The organism is Legionella bozemanae, assembly GCF_900450575.1.
Taxonomy (GTDB): domain Bacteria; phylum Pseudomonadota; class Gammaproteobacteria; order Legionellales; family Legionellaceae; genus Legionella; species Legionella bozemanae.
Genome location: NZ_UGGY01000001.1, coordinates 1,323,603 through 1,343,253 on the forward strand (window position 1 = coordinate 1,323,603; position 19,651 = coordinate 1,343,253).

Here is a 19,651-nt window from a genome sequence, read left to right on the forward strand (position 1 = left end):
CTTTAACCTTATTTTGAAGAATAGATTGTAACCACAATTTATTTATTGTTTTTTCAAAAGCATGATTGGGTTTTATTACTCTTTCTGCCTACCTATTTCAAAAGTCAATTTTCATGATGATGTTTGTGCTTGCTTATTTATAGATTTGATTGTCTTTAGACTTTTATCATGAAATGTCTCTGTATTGTGTTACTAGTCATGTGGCACATACTGTGTCAAATTTTGCATCATCGGCAATAAGTTGTTAGCATGTAAATTTTACTTGAAGGAAATATCGACTTAATATACGGCTTATGAAAAACTCAAAACTCAATATTTGTAATGCGACTATTCATCCTGGCGAACAGGTTAATCTAGCTCTACCTTTACCCGATTTCTATTCATGCACTTCATTTTATATGCCTATAAAAGTAATCCACGGCAAAGAATCCGGACCCTGTTTGTTAATTTTTTCAGCAGTTAAAGGAGATGAGCTAAATGGACTAGAAATTATAAATTGCTTGCTCGAGTCGGATAGGTTGTCCCGAATGCGAGGAACTCTAATTGCCGTGCCCGTTTTAAATATTCTGGGGTTAATCGGTCCATCAAGGGCGCATAATGATACAAATCTCGAGCGTTGTTTTCCCGGTGTAGAAAATGGTTCGTATGGTGAACGTATTGCTCATATCTTTACACAAGAAATATTAAGTAAAAGTGATTTTTGTATTGAATTACAAACTGGCTCGATCAACCACGAAATTTTGCCTCAAATTTATTGTGACTTAAATAATATTGAAAGTAAGTTCTTAGCCCAAAGTTTTAGAGCTCCCGTTATTACCAATGCCAGTATGCAAAATAATTCGTTGAGAAAAACTACTGAACAATTAGGTATTCCCATGCTTGTCTATCAGGCAGGGGAAGCAATGCGATTTGACAAATCGGCAATTAGTTTAGGGTTATCTGGGATTCATAATGTGATGGAGGCTTTGAGCATGCTGGATGCTTCCGATCAAAATGATAATAATGTATTCAAGCCTGCCTTTTCTCAAGATCAAGATTGGATCCGCACTCATCGTAGTGGTGTATTCTTGAGTACCGTAGAACTTGGACAAAGAATTCAAAAAGGACAACGTATCGGAATCATTAGTGATCCCTTCAGTGCTGACACAGCTGAAGTGATAAAGGCTGAATATGAAGGAATAGTAGTAGGTATAAACCGTCATCCATTAATTTATGAAGGACAAACTATTTTTAAGGTAGCTACTTTCATTGATAATAATCGAGCCGAAATTGCTTTAGAAGCCTGGGGCAAAGAGGTTCAAGATTGAGTGTAGAAAATAAAATCAATTTAAAAGGTTTATTAGTCTGGCTTATCTGTGCGCTCTTTTTTATGTATGAATTTTTATTGCGTACAGTTGTGGGTACTTTTCAAGTACAGCTAATGAATGACTTAAACCTAACACCGATGACTTTTTCTTTATTAAGCACAACGGGATATTTAGCCATATATGGTGTAATGCAAATTCCTGTTGGAATTATGGCTGCCCGCTTTGGATTAAAAAAAGCATTATTTATTGCTTTAATTTTTTGTGCAGGCGCTACAATGGGTTTTGCTTTATCTCATCATTTCAGTGTAGCGATGTTGTGTCGCATCTTTATGGGCCTAGGCTCTTCTTTTGGATTTATTTGTTTGTTAATTGCTGTCTATGATTGGATGCCTAGAAAAAATATCGCTTTATTTATAGGTATTTCTCAATTTATTGGCACCATAGGCCCAATGTTAGCCGCAGGCCCATTAAACTCATTGTCTCAAAACTCTATGTCAGGATGGCGTGGTATATTTTTCAGCATGACAATCATCGGGATAATTATTGCTGCACTAACAGTGTTGTTCGTAGAAAATAATCGTAATAACCGAGAAAAATTTATTGTACTTACCAAGCCCGTTAAAGTATCAATAAATTTATTAAAAATAATAAGCCAAAAACAGATCTGGAACATTGCGCTTTTTTCAGGTTGTATTTACTTTGCTATTGAATATTTTTCGGAAAATATAGGTGTGGAGCTTCTAATAAAAAAAGGATTTTCTCCCGCATTTTCTTCCTACATGATAACATTGGCATGGCTCGGTTATGCGTTGGGTTGTCCTTTTCTCGGTTTTATATCTGATAAATTACAACGCCGAAAACCGGTAATGCTTACTAGTGCTTTTACTGCTTTAGTGTCGCTATTAGGCATTATATATTTTCCACTTGGAGAACTATTAACAGGAGTTTGCTTTTTATTCCTTGGTTTCAGTGCCAGTGGACAAAGCATAGGATTTGCAGCTATTGCAGAGCAGTGTAAAGAAAACTATCTAGCAATAGGATTAGCTTTTAATAATGCGATGATAGCAATGATTACATCAGTTAGTGCTCCAATAATAGGAGGTATGTTGCCTTATCCAGCACAGATAAAAGATTATCAAGAAGCTCTCTTTATCGTGATTATGTTTTCTATAGCTTCAGTTCTTATTTCAGTTTTTGCGATCAAGGAAACGTTTGGCAAGTCAGTGAGAGAAAATACGATACTCTCTTTAGATCCAATCAAACCATCCTGTCATTTAGGAGTTGTTGAATAATCAAACCAAGGTAAATGCTGCTCTAATTAGAAAATTTTATTTCACTAATTTAAGAATGGGGAGGGGCCTATAATTTCTCTCTTCTTTCAAAATTATTTCTTACGTTTTGATTTATATAGCTACAGAGACCTCTACCTGCTTCAGCTAAATTTTTCATTTCTTCAACATCATGAACCCCGGGTTTCCTATACGTGTAATGGTAGGCATAGTTGCTATTCTTAAATTTTACAACAATATAGTCTACTCCTATTTCGTATAGCTCAACTCCAGAGTTATCACTTAAATTTCTATAAGCTTCCATTTTATTTCCCTATTACTATAGATTAAAAGTATATAAATAAGTCAATATGTTTTCAAAAAAGTCGATAAGGTGAATTTATTAAATACTTCAATATGAGATTAAGCATTTTGTTGTTGAGAATGGTGCCTTTTAAGTGGGGTAGCTCTAAGAACTATCATCTTTCTCTATATTTCAATGTAACAAGTTGTTTGCTTTCAGTTAATATAGAATATTTAACAACAGCTTCACTTTCTCGCTGCATAAAGTTAAATTGATTGTAGGATTGTCAGCAGATATAGGATGAAGAGATTGAAGCAGAAAGCAAGTTTAGATTATCTAAAGCTATTTGTTGCCGTGATTATAATTTTAGGATTCAATACTGCCTATCCTGGTTATCAGCCATGGTCTACACGAGTTACAGGCCAAGGTCTATTAGGAAAAAGTCAGATTGGCGGTTTTATTGATGGCATGCAGCCGCTCACGGGTAATACGGAGAGGTTATGGTTTATAGACGGCACGATTCTTGGCGGAAGCAGCGAGTTAAATAGCAGCAATTCAGCATACAGTATAGGAACTGGAGTGCGTGAACTCAAAAATTGGAGCCAAGGGGAAGCAATTTTAGGTGGTTTTTTCTTTGCTGATTATCAACAGACTGCACATCGAACCCAGGCTTGGATTGCTAATCCCGGTATTGAGTTATTAGGCTCTTATAATGAAGTTCGGGTACAGGGATATATTCCTATCAGTCGACGTCATCAAACATATCATTACCTTATGGCCAGTGATATTCCTCAATCTACTTTAAATGACTCTGGTAGAACTAACAATTTAACCTATGTTCAAGGTCATGGGTTTTTCGATACGCCTGCAGCGCTTACAGATGAATACGGTGTTGGATTAGAGGCGGAGCTGGGACACTATCTACCCTTACCTCAAGGAGGATGGATCCATGGCGGGGTTTATTATTTTAATTATCAAAATGCTAAAAATATTACGGGTGTAGAAGCTAATGTGGAATTATTTACAGGAAAAAACGCGGCTCTAGTGATTCAAGAAAATTACGATAACCAAAACAAAAATAAAATTTCCCTAGGAGTTCGCTTCAGTTTTGGAGGTCCAGATTATACCCAAGCTCAAAATTTATCCAATCGTATGGAAGAACCTATTATTCGTCATTTAGCACGTCCATCTTATGGATTGGCAACCCCCACAAGAAAGAGTTTTATCGCCACAGGTTCTGCGCAAGAAATTCGCAATAATATTTGGTTTTTTAGTCCCGAGGGTACTTATCAAGGCCACGGATCGTCATTTACTTTTGCTAATTGTACCGCTGAAAATCCTTGTATTAATTTGGACCAGACAGTTGCCAGTGGTATTGCTGCTGTGGCTCCGAATGCCTCGTTTTGGTTTGCGTCTGGAACATATGTTTTACCGAGTACGGGTACTGATGGTTTTATCCAATTGGCAGATGGGCAAAGTCTTTGGGGACGAAACGCTGATTTTATGGCTCCAGCTATGGGCAGCCAGCTTCCTACTATTAGAGGGGGAATATGGTGGAACGGTAATAGCTCAATAAATGATTTGCAATTAATTAATAACAACCAAATTATCCCTCAAACTGTTTCCCACGCATATGACAATACGGTGATGGGCGTTGGCGCTACTGGAAACGTAACACTAAATAATACAAGAATCATTACTTCGGCCACTGGTAGCCTTAATGATACAGCAATTTTTTCAGTTTATAGTTATGGGGAAAATATTTTAATTAATTCATCGCACGTGCTAGGAATAGGCGATGCTACTTATACGGGCTATGTAGATACTGTTGTTTCCGATGGTGTTGAGGGCGCTACCGGCAATGTAATAATAAATAATTCATATATCGAATCAAGGGGGAATGGCAGTCAACAAAATAATGGTATTCTTGGTGGTAATGGTGATACTGTTATAAATAATTCCGTGGTGAATGTATCAGGAAGAACTATTATTGGATCTACAGGTGTTTTTTCTTATAACAATGTAACAATTAATAGCTCCAAAATAACAGTTGAAGATGATACTGATATTATTACTCCTGAAGGATTAGGAGGGGTGTATGGAGCGAGCTCAGGCGGTGATGTTTTTATTAAGAATAGCCTAATAACTGCTATAAATAATGGAGCGAGTTTCGTCCATGCAGTAGACTCTTTTAATTCTACAGTCATAAATTCAAAAATTACAGCGGTAGGTCGCCAAACCGGAGACGTAATTGGGATCTATGATTATGTGGGGGGAGCTATAGAAACAATTACTCACTCGACTATTCGCGCAGAAAGCAGTGGAGGAGGGGCTGCTTCAGGCATTAATGCCCCAACGGGACAGATTATTTTTACAGGAGTAGGGGCGAGTCAAATTTTTGCCAGTTCAAGTGTTTCTGAAAATGCACAAGCTATTATGGGCATGGTGAGTAATGAGAGTTCACCTAAATCTCAATGTACTACGAATGGAGGCCATGAGCATGATTGCGCATGATGGGAATCGAAAATTGTGCTTCGTTTATAGGCTCTTCTTTTAAGCTAGGGATGCAATGGATGCTGATAGCACAAAATCATAGATAAGATTTATTTCTTTATCATTAGATTTAACGATTGGAATTAAATCTTATCTTAATTTATCTGGGGTTAGAGTTAGGGTTTGTGGGAGCAATTTTATTAATACTTTTTTGTATTGATTTTTCTTATTTTCATCATTTTTAATTTAAAATTGTTCCAAATTATTTATCTACAATGGTTTGCTTACGGCATGCGTAAATAATTTTACCGGTACCAAGATCTATGAGTTCCCCTTTAGCTCCTGAAGATTCCAAATCACATTGTACGCTTAAATATACCTTCAAAGCGTCAGCTTTTATTCCCCTAATCTTTGATATTATATGATTCCCAATTTTAACTCGAGCTTCGTAGAGATTTTTTACAGTAGATAGGAACATATTTGACCTCCATTTAACGCGGCGGTTTCTTTTTTTAGTCAAAAAGAATAAATTTAAAGCGTATTACTTTAATCATAGCTCAAAATCTCATAAATGGTAGGGATATATCTGATATTGTCGTAACTCCTTGAGTCTATCACATCCAACCCCCATAAAAATGTCCTATTCGGTTTCCTAAAAGTTCCCTAAGAATTAAAAAAGGAGGCTAGTTTTTGATTTGCTTTTATGTGAAAACTTAGAAAGCATCCTCTTTTTCTTCCTTTTTTTGGGGGCAATTAGTTCTAAAAATTTGTTTTTCCTGTTGAATTAGTTGACGCACAGTCCATTGATTCGGAGATGTTGAAACTCGCATAATACGCAATACGTACTCTCCAATAAGTGAAAAAGCTAAAAAGTTGAAGGAGGATAAAGTTACCATTAATAAGAGCAAGGTCATCCATCCCGGAACATTAATTCCTATTATAAAGTATCGGGTAAGAAAATAAATTGCGAATATTCCACAAAAAAGAATGCCCATCATACCAATCACAGCGAGTATGTGTAAGGGCATTACTGAATAGCCAACAATGTTACTTAAACTATGGCGAAGAAGAGCAAACAAAGTATAACCACTTTTACCTTTTTTTCTAGGATGGTGTTCAACAACGACATTGCCAATACGCCGAGTCACTGATAAGAGCATAGGACCTAATGAGGGATATGGTACATTCATCTGAAGTAGAGCATTTACAACTTGATAACGAATAATACGAAAAGCGGTCATCCTAAGTAGAGGATCTTTTTTGATAAAGAAATTATTCAGTCTGTTGATAAAGGAGCTTCCTAGACGTCTAAAAAAATGATGTTGCTTCACTTTAGGTACGCCAATAACTACATCTAAATTTTCATTACTTCTTAATGCTCCTATTAAAATTGATAATTCTTCTGGTGGATGTTGCAGATCATCATCAAGGGTGATTATAAAAGAACCCTTTGCTTGCGCCAATCCCGCCAAAGTTGCAGAGCCTTGCCCTACATTTTTCAGGAGTTGCATCGCAGTTACACGCTTATCTTGTAATGCAATGTTTTTTAGAACTTGCCATGAGTTATCTGAACCACAGTCCTCTATAAAGATAAGCTCAAAATCTTCATTAAGAGATTCCATGACAAAAACTATGCGTTGATAAAGTTCTGGAAGTGTGGCTGCTGAATTAAATACGGGAACAACAATCGAATATACTGGTTTCATATTTCATTGAGGTGAGCGCTTATGGTTTGAACGTCAAAGGTTTGCACTATCTCTGCACTTAATTCTTTAAATTCATTTAAAGATGTTTGCATATAAAGTATCCTTAGACATATTATTCAACAGGTTCTTTAGTATACAGCTTCCCCAAGAAAATCCAATACCGCATATTAAAAGGCGTTTATGGTTCGGATTAGCATCCTTTAACAGGAATCAATGATGATATATTGTGATGCCAAAAAAGGAGCTTTTTCAGCTGAAACGCTCAATTGTTAATTACGATTTTCTTTGAATGGCAATATAAAATTATGTATTTGCATCATCGTTTTTACTTCTAAATTCACGTAAATTTTTTTGATGATTTATAGCGAAATTACCAGAAACGACTTTGCTTTGGTCAACATCTGAAATAACAACCGAACCAATCTTTATAGCTGCGTTATTGCCGACCTGAACGCTGTTTGATATCGTTGCTGAGGCGCCGATCCAAACATTATTTCCTATTTGAACTCGACCTGCGAGACATACTTTTGAAGAGATATCACAATTCTCGCCAATCTGGCAATCGTGTGCAATATTAGTATGTATCCCAACATGAGTATCATTACCTAGCGTTGTGTACTCATCATAGTTAACTGAGCGAGAAATATTACTGCCTGCATGAATAATGCAATTATCGCCTATTTTAACGCCACCAAAATGTTCGATTTGTATTTTTTTACCTAAAACATTTTTTGAAAAAAAGCCTGTCGTTCCAAGTGTAACATTTTGATAAATAACTGAATTTATACCAATAATAGTATTATCCAAAACAATAGCACCATCGTGAATAACCGTATTTGCTCCAATTTGCACGTTTTGCGACACAATAGCTCTAGGTGATATTTGTGCTGAAGGATGGATAAATGGTTCAAAATGTGTAGGGCTAAAATACTCATGTAATTTAGCGTTATGTAAATAATAGAAAAACTGATCGGGGTGTTCTAGCAAAATAATGCATTTAGGTATCTCTGTATTTTCTTTTGCAATTATTTGAGGTGAAGTCACAATTCCTTGAATATTAGGATTGTTTATTGCCGTTCTTAGATAGTTTTCTCCCATGGCTAAGCAGATGGAATTGGGGCGTTTTGTCCAAGTAAAAGCGGTGTAATGACATTTTTCAATAAATTGATTATTTAGAATATCAATAAAGCCAACATTTTTACCTATATCTTTTAATATCTCATCTATTAACATATTTATTTTCTTATAAATTCATTGATTAACTTATCAGAATTAAATCTTTTTAAGAGTAAGATTTCATGAAATTGTAAATATTCTCAATTACTACGCTAATATCATCGGGTTTTAAGCCATAGTACAATGGTAGACGCAATAAACGCTCGCTTTCTATACTGGTATATTTATCTTCACCAACAAACTCAGCATATTGAGCGCTTACTGCAGTTGTATGTAGTGGTACATAATGAAATGCTGTCACTATATTCCTACTTTTTAGCATCCTCATTAGTTGAGTGCGCATTGCAAGATCCTTACATTTAATATAATACATATGGCCATTATGGATACAATATTCAGGAATAGTGGGTAACTCAATGCAGCCATCATGGGCGAGCTGGAGTAAATGAGAGTGATAGATATGCCATGAGCGAAGACGATCTTGATTAATTTCATGAGCTACTTCGAGTTGCGCCCATAAATAGGCCGCGTTTATATCACTTGGCAAATAACTGGAGCCGATATCACACCACGTGTATTTATCAATTTCGCCACGAACAAATTTACTGCGGTTAGTTCCTTTTTCGCGAATTATTTCCGCACGTTCTACATATTTACTCTTGTTTAATAAAATTGCACCACCTTCCCCCATAGAATAATTTTTAGTCTCATGAAAACTAAAAACAGCCATATCTCCAATAGAGCCCAGTGCACGTCCTTTATAACTTGACATTACACCTTGAGCGGCATCCTCAATTACCAGAAGATTGTAGTTTTTGGCAATTGCCATAATTGCATCCATCTCGCATGAAATACCCGCATAATGAACCACAACAATCGCTTTAGTTCGCGATGTAATCGCCGCTTCGATTAATTGCTCATTAATATTCATAGTGTCTGGACGAATATCGACAAATTTTATTCTTGCACCCCGCATCACGAAAGGATTTACTGTCGACACAAAAGTAAAAGAAGGGGCAATCACTTCGTCGCCAGGCATTATATTGGCTAGAATTGCTGTCATTTCTAAGGCGTGTGTACCGGAAGTGGTTAATAACGTTTTTTTAATATAAAATTTTTCTTCAAACCAGCGATTACATTTTTGTGTGAACTCACCATCTCCAGAAATTTTTTTATTATAAAAGGCCCGGCGAATGTAATCTAATTCTTTTCCTGTATGAGGAGGCTGATTAAAACAGATCATAAATAATAGATCCTAATAAATAATACAAGAAAATTTTAAGTGCTTGGCTGTATTATACGATATTTCAGATCAAGATAAAATGAAAGAATCATGGCCAACACATTCTTCTCCAATAATAAATGCTTGGGCTAAACCATCTGGTTTGACATGAATGCATCGCACTCATGGAAAATTGACTGGTTGTGCAAAAGTCTAATGTAATGGGATAAAAGTTGATGTTACATAGTACCTCTCCTGACTCGAGACTACTTGATGTTAAGGAGTCAAAACTCTTATGTCGGATTCAGAAAATTTTGTTACCTTTTTTACTCTTAGTACTAGGTAATCTCTATATTTATAATTCCATTATCCATAAACAGTATCCATCCTTTTTTTATCAAAATGAGTTCGCTCCCGCAGTTATGTTTGCTTGTGGTTATGAATTTGCTAATCCCAAAGATATAACTCCTTCTTTACGTTCTTTTTTGGAAAATAAAACAACAACCTTTGACTGCAGCAATATTGTTCAGGAAAAGACGATGCCGCTTAACCACTTCCAAGATATGGAACACTATATGATTTTAAGTGCGGGAGTGATATGGAGGATAATGGGGGTTGGTTGGGATAATTTAATTCCATTATTTTTAATCTTATATAGTATAAGTTTGCTTGAGACATACTTTATTTTTCGTCTGGGAATGAATCCTTACCTTTCCTTTTTACCCTCGCTATGTGTTGCCCTCTCTTCGATGCAAACGTACTATGTTATTCAGCTAAGAGATTATTCTGTGGCTCCATTCTTGCTAGGTATACTCTGTATCGCTGGGAAATTGCTCATTACATCTCCTGGCAAAAAAAAATTATTCTTTTCTTCTTGTGGGGCGGGTGCTTTGCTTGGTCTTGGACTGGGATTTAGAGTCGATTTGTTAGTAATGCTACCATTTTTCCTCATAACGCTTCTTTTTTTTGTAAAAGTAGATAGAAATGCTTTTCAGAACAAATTCATTGCTTGTGTCGCTTTTTTAATAAGCTTTTTTATTGCAGGCTTTCCAATTTTATATACGATACATAATTATAGTGGGGGAAATCTCGCCCATGTTATTATTCTGGGGTTGGCTGACTCGTTCACTTCGGGGTTGGGTTTAGGACAACCTGAAACTTATTCCGTTATTCCTGCTTATCGAGATTTAATTCCATATACTGTGGTGAATAGCTTTTCTCAAAGAGTTTATGGGGTTGAACAATTAATACCGACAACAACTAAAGAATATAGCTACTATAGTTCTTTGTTTTTATTGAATTACCTATCAACATTCCCTGCAGATTTTTTAGTAAGAATCTATGCAAGCATATTTCAAGTTCCGCTAATCTTTATTCATGGATTTTTGCAAAAAATTGCGAATTATATTCCTTTGAGAAATATTGTGGTGATGCTTCCCTTTGTTACGACGGCAATTATGGCTTTTTTTCAATTAAGGTTAGCGTTATTTGTTTTATTTGCTTTCACTTATTTAGGGGCTTATCCTTTTTTGCAGTTTGATGCAAGACACTATTTTTACTTGGAATTTGTTGGCTTATGGTTTATTGGTTTGCTAAGTCAGCAATTTATTCTTTTGATAAAGAATAAATATAATGTCGCATTTTTCAAAGAAATTAAATCTAAAGTGATATCTCGTTGGAAAATGATTTCCATTGTTTCGCTAGTAAGTATTATTTTCTTTAGTATTCCTGTAATTCTATTGCGCATTTATCAAACAAATCACTTAAATAAGTTATTTAATAGTTACCTGGATGCAAAAACAGAAACTATCAGGCCGGTCTTAAGTAATAAAGAGAAACAATTCAATATAAAATTACCTATAAAAAATAATGATCTTAATACCACTTATTTAGATACAACTTATCTTAGAATCAAAACCAAGGAAAAATGTCCATTAAATCAAATTGCCATAAAGCTGCATTATCTTGAAGAGCCACCGGTCTACTGGGAGGCTCCTAAAACGCTAATTATTCCTACTGCTCAGGCAACGACCTTCATTTTTCCAATTTATAATTTTCATAATGGTACAGGGCACGACATTCTTGATGAAGCATTTCTTCCATCTTACTGGATTGACTTTTTAGCATACTCAATTGAGGATTCAATTTGTATCCAAGATATTGCTTATCTAAAAGAAACTAGGAGTTTGCCTTTATTATTAACATTAAAATTGCACTCGGGATGGGAAAATACTACGCTCTACCAATCTTTTCAAAGAATCTAAACGAAAATCGCTTCGAAAAAGGAGTCTTGCAAAACTGAAGTTTTAAAGACTTAATTAGGGCAATTGATTTTGCACTATTTCTATTTTACATAATGGTGCAAGTTTGGCTTTTTTTGTGGCTTCTGTTTCAGCGTTTTCATCAGCTGGTTTTTTGTGTTCTCTTCAGTTAGCCATTTTAAACTCTAAATTTGTACTGTTTTGCTTGACCATGTAATTAGGATAAAGATAACATGGTGAATACTTCAGGTAGGTCAATCCAAACAAGGTTAAGAATAATCGATTAGCAGATTCTATTTGAGTTCAGTTCATTTTTGTTCTCAGCGCAAAACCCTATACACTTGGTTCTTCTTGTTGGATGCGTATAAGAGCATATTTAAAATAAGAGGGGAATATTCGCTGATAAGCACCTCGTTTAATGTATAGGATTTCTAGAGAAGTTTTTTTCAAGTAAAAATTGAAATTAGGGATGATTAGATTGTGATTTTAAAATTAATTATTCATACGTTTCTGACGTTATTAATTATGGCGTTTTTTCTTTTTATACCTGTTGGTACTCTTAATTGGCCAAGCGCATGGATCTTTCTTTTGCTTCAAGGAGGTTTTGGATTAGCGATTGGTTTTTGGTTAGCTAAACATGATCCCGAGTTATTAAAGGAAAGGCTATCTTTTGTTATTCAACGAGGCCAAAAAAAATGGGACAAATTGGTTATGATACTTTTCTCAATTTTGCAAATAACCTGGTTGCCTTTTATTGCATTCGATGTGGCTCGCTCGCAGACAGATATGATCCCTTTTTTAGTCAAAGTGCTGGCAGCCATTCTAATAATAATAGGATTCTCTATTTTCTATTTGGTATTTAAAGAGAATACTTATGCCTCTCCTGTTGTAAAAATTCAGAAAGTGCGAGAGCATAAAATCGTTACTACTGGTCCTTATCGCTATGTTCGTCATCCCATGTATTCTGGAGCTACACTTTATTTTCTTGGTATCCCTTTATTGCTAGGCTCCTGGTACGGTTTATTTTTTACTTTCTTTTTGACAATTCTGCTGATCATACGGGCTATGCTTGAGGAAAAAGCGCTGACAGAGGAGTTTTCAAACAGTTATAAGGAATATGTCCAACGTGTTCACTACCGTTTTATTCCTTTCGTTTATTAACCGTTATTGGAAATTAAAGGCTTTTGGCAATTATTTTAACTTTAAGATAGGAATTTATAATGAAAATTTTATTAACTGGCGCTACAGGGCGGCTTGGCAGAGAAATTTCAAAATTCCTAAATACTCCCAGCAACAAAATAGCTTTGCATGGTAGAAATCAAAATAATTTAAATACGTTAGCCACGTCTTTAGATAAAAGTGAAGTGATAACTGTTGCTCATGATTTATCCTTTCCTGAAGCGGCTGAATCCATCATTCACGAGGTAATTGAGCATTTTGAAGGGTTAGATGTTTTAATTAATAATGCGGCATGTTTCAATTTTGGAAATTTAATAAATATGCCCCTTCCGATAATAAAAGATACGATTCAGACTAATCTCGTATCTTTAATTGTGCTGACTCGCTGTGCTTTACCTTACTTGATCGCAAGTAAACAGGGGATAATAATTAATATTGCTTCTACAGCAGGGCAGGACTATATACCTGGCGCAGCAGCTTATTGTGCAACAAAACATGGGGTTTTCGGTTTTTCGGGATCATTATTTGAAGAAGTAAGAGAACAAGGAGTTAGAGTGTGTACCCTTGCTTCAGGGCAGCTCACGATACCTGATGTAAATGAGAAAAATACAATCCCCCCTACAGAACTGGCTCAACTTGTAAATTATCTTCTTAACTATCCAGGCACTAAAAGCTTCCCGCGGGAGATAATCGTTGGAGCCATCTAAATATTTCAATTTGTTTTATATAGGAAACCACTCAGGCTTCAGTAAATTCTGCAAGAGAGGCTTTTACATATTCACTATTGTCTTGAAGTGCTAAAGCCAATTCAGCAGATTTATTCGGATAATTTGATAAGATTGCTTTCCACGCGATGGCCCTTAATTGCTCGTTGTCATGGGTCATAGCAATGGTTCGTATGAGATCCAAACTGCTTTTATTTTTTAATTTGATTGCTACATCAATTAAAGTGCGCATTTGAGCCAAACGGTCAAGGTTGCCTAAAATGAGTTTGGCTTTCCCTTGTTCCCCAAACAATTCGAATTCATATTGGCGGCGTTTCGTTGTTTTTGGCAAAATTAAATTGAGTGAAACCGTTATGGATTCCGGGGGATATTGAATATGAGCATCTGCGCTACCATAATAATACATGACCTTGCCTTCAGTTAGATAAGTTTCCTCAGTAAACTGCAAATTTAATTCTTCTCCGGGTATTCCTTTTACTGAATCATAATCGTAATAATAAATTCGTGTTTTATAACCAGGCCCAAAGTAATTCACGGTAAAAAAATCAAAGTTGTGATCATGAGGCTCGAAATAAGAAAAAATTTTAGCTTGATTACGATCTGATAGAGGCATCCAAATGACGGCCCTTATCACATAGTTAGCCGCTTTATGAACGATAATCGTTGAAGGTTTGAATTGATTATCTATCTGAAAATTTTCAAAATTTTTTAGTTCATTACCTAATCGTTTGGTTAAAAAAGTTTTATTAAGAGCTAATTGTGCAAATTTGTTGGCAATTGTTTCTAAGTACTCAGGTTTGTATTCTGAGGATTTCAGAGCATCAATGATTTTATTATTATCAATAAACCTAATAAATGCCTCTAATGAAATGGGCCTTTTCACTTTAGGATAAAATGTTTCCGCCATGCTCATTCCCCATTATCAATTCTAATGTTTTTTGTGAAGCCCGTCGTATTTCAGGATCATTATCCTCGGCCGCAATTTTTTGTAATAAAGATAACGCACTTTTACCATTAATTTTATAGTAGTATTTCATTGCTTCCCAACGAACATGCGCGTCATAATCCGACAAAATCAGCTTTTTTAAAAGCAGTTTAACTCTCTTAACCTGCATCGCTTGAAATAATTCTAAAGTTAATCGAATTCTTGACGCGCGTACATCGGTGCTAATTCGTCGTATGGGATTTAAAGAGTCATGGTTAAAGACCCAAGTGGTTCTTGCTTTTTTATCTGAGTGCACAATAAGCAATGGTGCATTATGTGATGTATTGTAAAAATCAAGCACTGAGGAAAATGCAGGCAAGCAAACAGGCTTGTAAGAGGGTAGAATCAAATCTTCTTCTCGTTTTAGAGGACCAGGTTCCTCATACAAACGATGCTGTTGCAGGTCACAACGATACAAAGGGACTTTAACGTCCACTTCTGATAAGTTCATTACAATGGCATCTACCTCACTTGCCGATAAAGAATTGGAGGATGCCTTGCAGTGGGTAAAACGCATTAATAAATGAATACCTGGTTGTTGGTAAAAATATATTTTATTTTCTTCAGCAATTCTATCGTTGGCCGTTATTTCTATTAGAAAGCTATTAATCAGAGAAATGATGTCTTCCCTTGTTAATTCGCTGAAAATTAGAGCTAAATCAAAAAAATTCTTACTCGGCTTACACATTGCTTCATAAAGGATATGGCCGAGTTGATAAAATGTGAGTGAACTCAAATGAAAATCCTCCTCTAATTTATTTGAATATAGCTAAAAAATATGGAGATATCCATTCACAATATAACGATAAAATTTCCAGTCATATTTTATTTGTACGAGCTATTGCTGCTGCAATTTCCGTAAACTATACTAAAATAAAAAAGGGAAAAGCTTACGTTAAGCTTTGTGGTTAAATGCAATGAGGAGGTAATATGAAAGACGAAATACTTGATGGACTTCAAAACAACCCTGAAATTGAATTTGTTGAATTAGATGAAGTTTCAATTGCAGGAGCAGATGCAACCCAAATAACAGCACAAGAAGAAGGCCGAGTTTTAGGTTTTGGATGTATTGATAGTGAATAAATAATTTTTTACAGATTAGAGAGTAAGTAAAAATTTTTTCGGCTGAAAAAATTTTTAAAATTAACTCTCTTACTGTAAATTTTTATTCTACAAAGCTATTTTAGATGTGTATTGGGGTTAAGAGGATAAGATGTATAATTCTATATTTCTTATTAATTCCTGAATATTTTTATCTTGTTTTTCTAATTTAGATAGAAGAGATTTACTTCCTTCTCCGGATAAAGCCTTTTTGACCGCAGCAAAAAATTTTTCCCTGACTAATAATGGATTAGAGAGCTTGGTTGATTCATCCTCATCCCACCAAAAATTCAAATTAATATTGATGTCACCAAGATGGTTGAAGCTGTGCAACCAATAGGCGGGAATAAATAAGATCTCTCCTGCATCTAATCTCCCCACAAAGTACCCCACGTTCCTGTATTGAGGAAATCGAAGGTAATCGGGTTTCAGGATATTTACTTGACTAAAGTTGGCTACCCCATTCCCACTGTATAAATTAAGATAATAATTTTGCGTATTTAGAGGAGGAAATAAAAAAATGTTTTTTGAACCTTTAATTTGAGCATTCAAATTATGACAACCATTTTGATCATAATGCAACCACGATACAACATTTTTGGGCGAAATCCATAGCCCTCCACTATGCAGCTTATTTTTATCTATTAGTGATGGGATTTCGAAATCTTGCGTTAAAACATCAAGCTGTTGGTTATATTTTTTTTTATCAAACAGCGATAATTCATCCCCAGCTAGAAATACATTTTTAAATTCTTTTAGCAGCTTGATAAAATGAATCAACTTCCCCTCGTTAAAAAAAGCGTTTTTATCCGTTTCTTTATCCATAAAGCTAAGGTCGGGATACACGTTTGATTTAGAAATATAATAACGTACCTTAATTTGGCCTATAGTTTTTGCAAAGTAATCCAGGGACCATAATTTATATCCTCGCCAGAACTCAACAACATCTTTTATAATTACAGGATTATTTTGCAAAACATAGTTCGAATGAAACTGTTCTGGAGTGAGAGAGTTTACATGATCAATAACCCCGATTTTTTTCATACTAATGCCTTAGTCGCAAGATTAATTGACAAAGTAAAACTCTCTCTTAAAGAATTTAATATACTTACACAACTTCTGTTATTTATTTCTCTAATTTTTCTTTAAACGAAAACAAACAGGTTCTATCTTCGGGTTTTCCTTGAGCGTCAACCCAATTGATTACCATCATAAGACCACTTGCTGCTTCATCTTTATTTGCTTTGTTTTTTGAAAATCCAACAATAACGTCAGCTGTTTCTTGACCATTGAACTGCACTTTATGCCTTACTAAAACCTGATCATGGTCTGAGTAACTTTTCATAATACGTTCTTTATGACTGATAGCATGTCCACCAGGGAGGAGAGTTTGTTCCCCTTTTTTCCAAGTAAAGTTTTTTTCTTTTAGAACGTGGCTGAAAATTTTCTCGCAATCAGGGGAAGAACCATCACTTATTAGTTCAAAGTCCATAATTTTTGTTTGAACATCAGTTTGAGATGCCTGTGCGCCAGAATTATTATCATCAGTTGCATATGCAAGATTCATTAATACCATTGAGGCCAGAATTGCAATCATCTTCTTTTTCATTTTATTCTCCTTGATTTGTATACCTTCTAAGTACACTGTCACACGCCATGTAGGCAAAAAGCCAAGATGCGTAGCCCCTATAGAATCCAGCGTGTCATCCGCTCCTATTCAGGAATGCATGTCGGTACTTATCGTTTTCTCCTAATGTCATCAATATAAATTATTGAAGTAAACAATTAAAATTTAGCACCTACTGGGCTTCTGCGCAATTTAACTTAAGTTTTAAATTTTCTAAGTGATTTCTTCCTCAATTTTGGGTGCATCCGTGCAAATGCCCTTGGGGGCAAGTATTGCTTTATTCTATATCTTTATTTATTACTACTTGATTACGACCTAAATGTTTTGCTTCATAAAGGGCTTGATCGGCTTGGTTAACTAATTTATTGATATCGCTGTCTGCATTTTTTTGAGCAATTCCGGCGCTAAACGTAGCAGAAAAATCGTCTGTATTGGCAAAAAACTCGTGCGAAAATTGTTCTCTTAGTTCATTGAGTACTTTCTTACTTTGCTGTGCATTTGTCCCTGGTAATACAATAGCAAACTCTTCGCCACCATATCTTCCAACAATATCATTATTGCGAAGGCGAAGCGTTAGTAACGTCGCCAATTTTTTTATCACCATATCACCAAAAGGATGGCCATAGGTATCGTTGACTTTTTTAAAGTGATCGATATCTATCATAACTAAAGATAATGGTGTGTTTTTTTGTTTTGCGTAATCCAGTTCGAGTTCTAAGCGCTTTAAAAAACTTGAATGGTTTAGTAGCCCTGTTAAGCTATCAGTCGACATATAGTAATTTAAAACTCCCGCTCTTTGCGAACGGATTCTTACAGCAGATATTAGATGTGCTGGTGATATAGGTTTGGTAAGAAAATCATCGCCGCCGATACTTAACGCGGTTAATTGCTTACGTTTATCTTGCTCTGTCGAAAGAAAAATAATGGGTATTTTATTGTATTTGTTTTCCTGACGCAGTACTGAGGAAAGTTCCAATCCTGTACACTCAGGCATATAAATATCCATTAAAATTAAATCAGGGCGAAATTTTTCAAGATGCTTAAAGATATCCATAGGATTTGTGATTGCTTGAGCAATCATGCCGGCTTGTTTTAAAATTAAAGAATAATATTCTCCAAGTGATTCAGAGTCATCAACTATTAAAATTCGAAAGGGAATATTCGTTGTAAAACTACACTTTTGATTAATAATTTGAATTAAATAAAATATATCTACTGGTTTTTGAAAAAAAGCTTTACAGCCCGCCCGTACAGCTATTAAACGCGGCAATAATTCATAATTAGGTACGATACAGAATAATTGTATAAAATAATTTTGCTTCTTAATAAGGTTGACGAGCAATTTTTGATTACGAATACTCATTAAAAAATAGGTATCAACCAATAACGCTATGGGTTGATTTTGCTGCACTTTGGTTTGCAGTTCTTTCAAATCCAATACTACTGCTGCAGAGTAACCTGCTTGCGTAAGCCCTTCATCGAGTTCCTGCGCTAATGAGGGGTCTTGCTCTAAAATATATATGGCTTTATTTTCGATTTCTTTTGTTTCTAAAGTTAATTGAAACAAATTTTTAGACGGAGGAAGCTCTAACTTGTCTTTTATATTCATTAATAATTGAGATATGATTTGTTGCTCCTCTTCAGAGAGCAGGGTCTTACCTAATAATTTTTTTAAATAAATTTCTAATTCTCGTGCTGCTTTACTTAATTCTGAATAGCCATAAGTCCCTGCAGACCCACATAAGCTATGTACTTGACGATGAAAAATAATAAAATTTTCGCTATTAAAGCGAGTGATTAGTTCTTGCCAAGTTTGATTTATCTGCTCAATTTTATTGGGCAAATTTCTGGAATAGTTTAAAAAAAGCTCCTGTAATCGATTATGTATTTTTTCCATGACATTGGATCCATATTTTATTAAGCTCGTTTGCAAGTTCCATAGGATCAAACGGCTTGGCAATGACATCCACAACGCCCATTTTTTTATATTCTTCGATTTCTTGTGCTTGGATTTTAGCGGTCATAAAAACAGCCGGTATTGATGAAAAGTCCTTTAACTGCCTTAACTCTTGAAGAGTAGTTGGCCCATCCTTAAAAGGCATCATGACATCAAGAAGAATTAAGTCAGGTAGAAACGTTTGTGCTGCAGATAGAGCATCTTGCCCATTGGCGCAATATTTTACTGCAAAACCACCGATGTCCTCTAATGCAATTTGTGCAATTGCTCTAATATCCTCTTCATCTTCGGCATATAATATTTTCTTAAGTTTAGTTGCCATAACCTCATCCTTATCTTT

At 35.2% G+C, this 19,651-nt stretch carries 19 protein-coding genes; 8 read left to right on the top strand and 11 right to left on the bottom strand.

Features of this window, described 5'->3' with window-relative positions; all coding sequences use genetic code 11:
• Window positions 1–293 precede the first annotated feature (293 nt).
• On the top strand, window positions 294–1,307 hold the full coding sequence (locus DY223_RS05675; protein ID WP_058461102.1) for a succinylglutamate desuccinylase/aspartoacylase family protein: 1,014 nt from the start codon (window positions 294–296) through the stop codon (window positions 1,305–1,307).
• On the top strand, window positions 1,304–2,599 hold the full coding sequence (locus DY223_RS05680) for an MFS transporter (protein WP_058461101.1): 1,296 nt from the start codon (window positions 1,304–1,306) through the stop codon (window positions 2,597–2,599). The genes DY223_RS05675 and DY223_RS05680 overlap by 4 nt, the downstream gene beginning before the upstream one ends.
• 67 nt (window positions 2,600–2,666) lie before the next feature.
• On the opposite strand, the gene DY223_RS05685 is transcribed toward DY223_RS05680, so the two are convergent.
• The gene (locus tag DY223_RS05685; RefSeq protein WP_058461100.1) at window positions 2,667–2,900 is read right to left on the bottom strand and encodes a hypothetical protein; all 234 of its coding nucleotides are present in this window, start codon (window positions 2,898–2,900) and stop codon (window positions 2,667–2,669) included.
• A gap of 288 nt (window positions 2,901–3,188) precedes the next feature.
• Between DY223_RS05685 and DY223_RS05690 the strand changes: the two genes are divergently transcribed.
• Window positions 3,189–5,393 carry an autotransporter outer membrane beta-barrel domain-containing protein gene (locus DY223_RS05690; protein ID WP_058461099.1) on the top strand — a complete coding sequence of 735 codons (2,205 nt, stop codon included), beginning with the start codon at window positions 3,189–3,191 and terminating at the stop codon, window positions 5,391–5,393.
• A 241-nt stretch (window positions 5,394–5,634) separates the two neighbouring features.
• On the opposite strand, the gene DY223_RS05695 is transcribed toward DY223_RS05690, so the two are convergent.
• From DY223_RS05695 to rffA, 4 genes are all read right to left on the bottom strand, one after another.
• Window positions 5,635–5,850, bottom strand: coding sequence for a hypothetical protein (locus DY223_RS05695; protein WP_058461098.1), 216 nt, complete (start codon window positions 5,848–5,850; stop codon window positions 5,635–5,637).
• Window positions 5,851–6,085: 235 nt separating this feature from the next.
• Window positions 6,086–7,078, bottom strand: a complete 993-nt coding sequence (locus tag DY223_RS05700; protein ID WP_058461097.1) for a glycosyltransferase family 2 protein — start codon at window positions 7,076–7,078, stop codon at window positions 6,086–6,088.
• A 303-nt stretch (window positions 7,079–7,381) separates the two neighbouring features.
• On the bottom strand, window positions 7,382–8,311 hold the full coding sequence (locus tag DY223_RS05705; RefSeq protein ID WP_058461096.1) for a DapH/DapD/GlmU-related protein: 930 nt from the start codon (window positions 8,309–8,311) through the stop codon (window positions 7,382–7,384).
• Window positions 8,312–8,360: 49 nt separating this feature from the next.
• Window positions 8,361–9,497: a dTDP-4-amino-4,6-dideoxygalactose transaminase gene (gene rffA / locus DY223_RS05710; protein WP_058461095.1), complete on the bottom strand. Its 1,137-nt coding sequence runs from the start codon at window positions 9,495–9,497 to the stop codon at window positions 8,361–8,363.
• Between the two features lie 215 nt (window positions 9,498–9,712).
• Between rffA and DY223_RS05715 the strand changes: the two genes are divergently transcribed.
• From DY223_RS05715 to DY223_RS05725, 3 genes are all read left to right on the top strand, one after another.
• Entirely contained in the window at window positions 9,713–11,740 is a 2,028-nt protein-coding gene (locus DY223_RS05715) for a hypothetical protein (RefSeq protein ID WP_131744477.1), read from the top strand.
• A 477-nt stretch (window positions 11,741–12,217) separates the two neighbouring features.
• Window positions 12,218–12,898 (top strand): methyltransferase family protein, encoded by a 681-nt coding sequence (locus DY223_RS05720; RefSeq protein WP_058461093.1) that lies wholly within the window; start codon window positions 12,218–12,220, stop codon window positions 12,896–12,898.
• Window positions 12,899–12,957: 59 nt separating this feature from the next.
• Window positions 12,958–13,623 (top strand): SDR family NAD(P)-dependent oxidoreductase, encoded by a 666-nt coding sequence (locus DY223_RS05725; RefSeq protein ID WP_058461092.1) that lies wholly within the window; start codon window positions 12,958–12,960, stop codon window positions 13,621–13,623.
• A 31-nt stretch (window positions 13,624–13,654) separates the two neighbouring features.
• Here the strand turns inward: DY223_RS05725 and DY223_RS05730 are convergent, their stop codons facing one another.
• Window positions 13,655–14,548 carry a hypothetical protein gene (locus DY223_RS05730; protein WP_058461091.1) on the bottom strand — a complete coding sequence of 298 codons (894 nt, stop codon included), beginning with the start codon at window positions 14,546–14,548 and terminating at the stop codon, window positions 13,655–13,657.
• Complete coding sequence (locus tag DY223_RS05735) at window positions 14,526–15,362, bottom strand: HEAT repeat domain-containing protein (RefSeq protein ID WP_058461090.1); 837 nt, start codon at window positions 15,360–15,362, stop codon at window positions 14,526–14,528. Before DY223_RS05735 ends, DY223_RS05730 begins: the two co-directional genes overlap by 23 nt.
• Here DY223_RS05735 and DY223_RS19085 point away from each other — a divergent pair.
• Together DY223_RS19085 and DY223_RS19210 are read left to right on the top strand one after the other, a co-directional pair.
• Entirely contained in the window at window positions 15,353–15,538 is a 186-nt protein-coding gene (locus DY223_RS19085; protein ID WP_058461089.1) for a hypothetical protein, read from the top strand. The two genes, DY223_RS05735 and DY223_RS19085, sit on opposite strands and share 10 nt — an antisense overlap.
• Window positions 15,539–15,556: 18 nt before the next feature.
• Complete coding sequence (locus DY223_RS19210; RefSeq protein WP_165482537.1) at window positions 15,557–15,709, top strand: hypothetical protein; 153 nt, start codon at window positions 15,557–15,559, stop codon at window positions 15,707–15,709.
• Between the two features lie 117 nt (window positions 15,710–15,826).
• Here DY223_RS19210 and DY223_RS05745 read toward each other — a convergent pair whose 3' ends face one another.
• From DY223_RS05745 to DY223_RS05760, 4 genes are all read right to left on the bottom strand, one after another.
• The gene (locus tag DY223_RS05745) at window positions 15,827–16,771 is read right to left on the bottom strand and encodes a cupin-like domain-containing protein (RefSeq protein ID WP_082642515.1); all 945 of its coding nucleotides are present in this window, start codon (window positions 16,769–16,771) and stop codon (window positions 15,827–15,829) included.
• An 82-nt stretch (window positions 16,772–16,853) separates the two neighbouring features.
• A complete protein-coding gene (locus DY223_RS05750; protein ID WP_058461088.1) occupies window positions 16,854–17,336 on the bottom strand; it encodes a hypothetical protein in 483 nt (160 codons plus the stop codon).
• Window positions 17,337–17,631: 295 nt separating this feature from the next.
• Window positions 17,632–19,251 (bottom strand): diguanylate cyclase, encoded by a 1,620-nt coding sequence (locus DY223_RS05755; protein ID WP_058461087.1) that lies wholly within the window; start codon window positions 19,249–19,251, stop codon window positions 17,632–17,634.
• Window positions 19,235–19,633, bottom strand: coding sequence for a response regulator (locus DY223_RS05760; RefSeq protein ID WP_058461086.1), 399 nt, complete (start codon window positions 19,631–19,633; stop codon window positions 19,235–19,237). Before DY223_RS05760 ends, DY223_RS05755 begins: the two co-directional genes overlap by 17 nt.
• Window positions 19,634–19,651 lie beyond the last annotated feature (18 nt).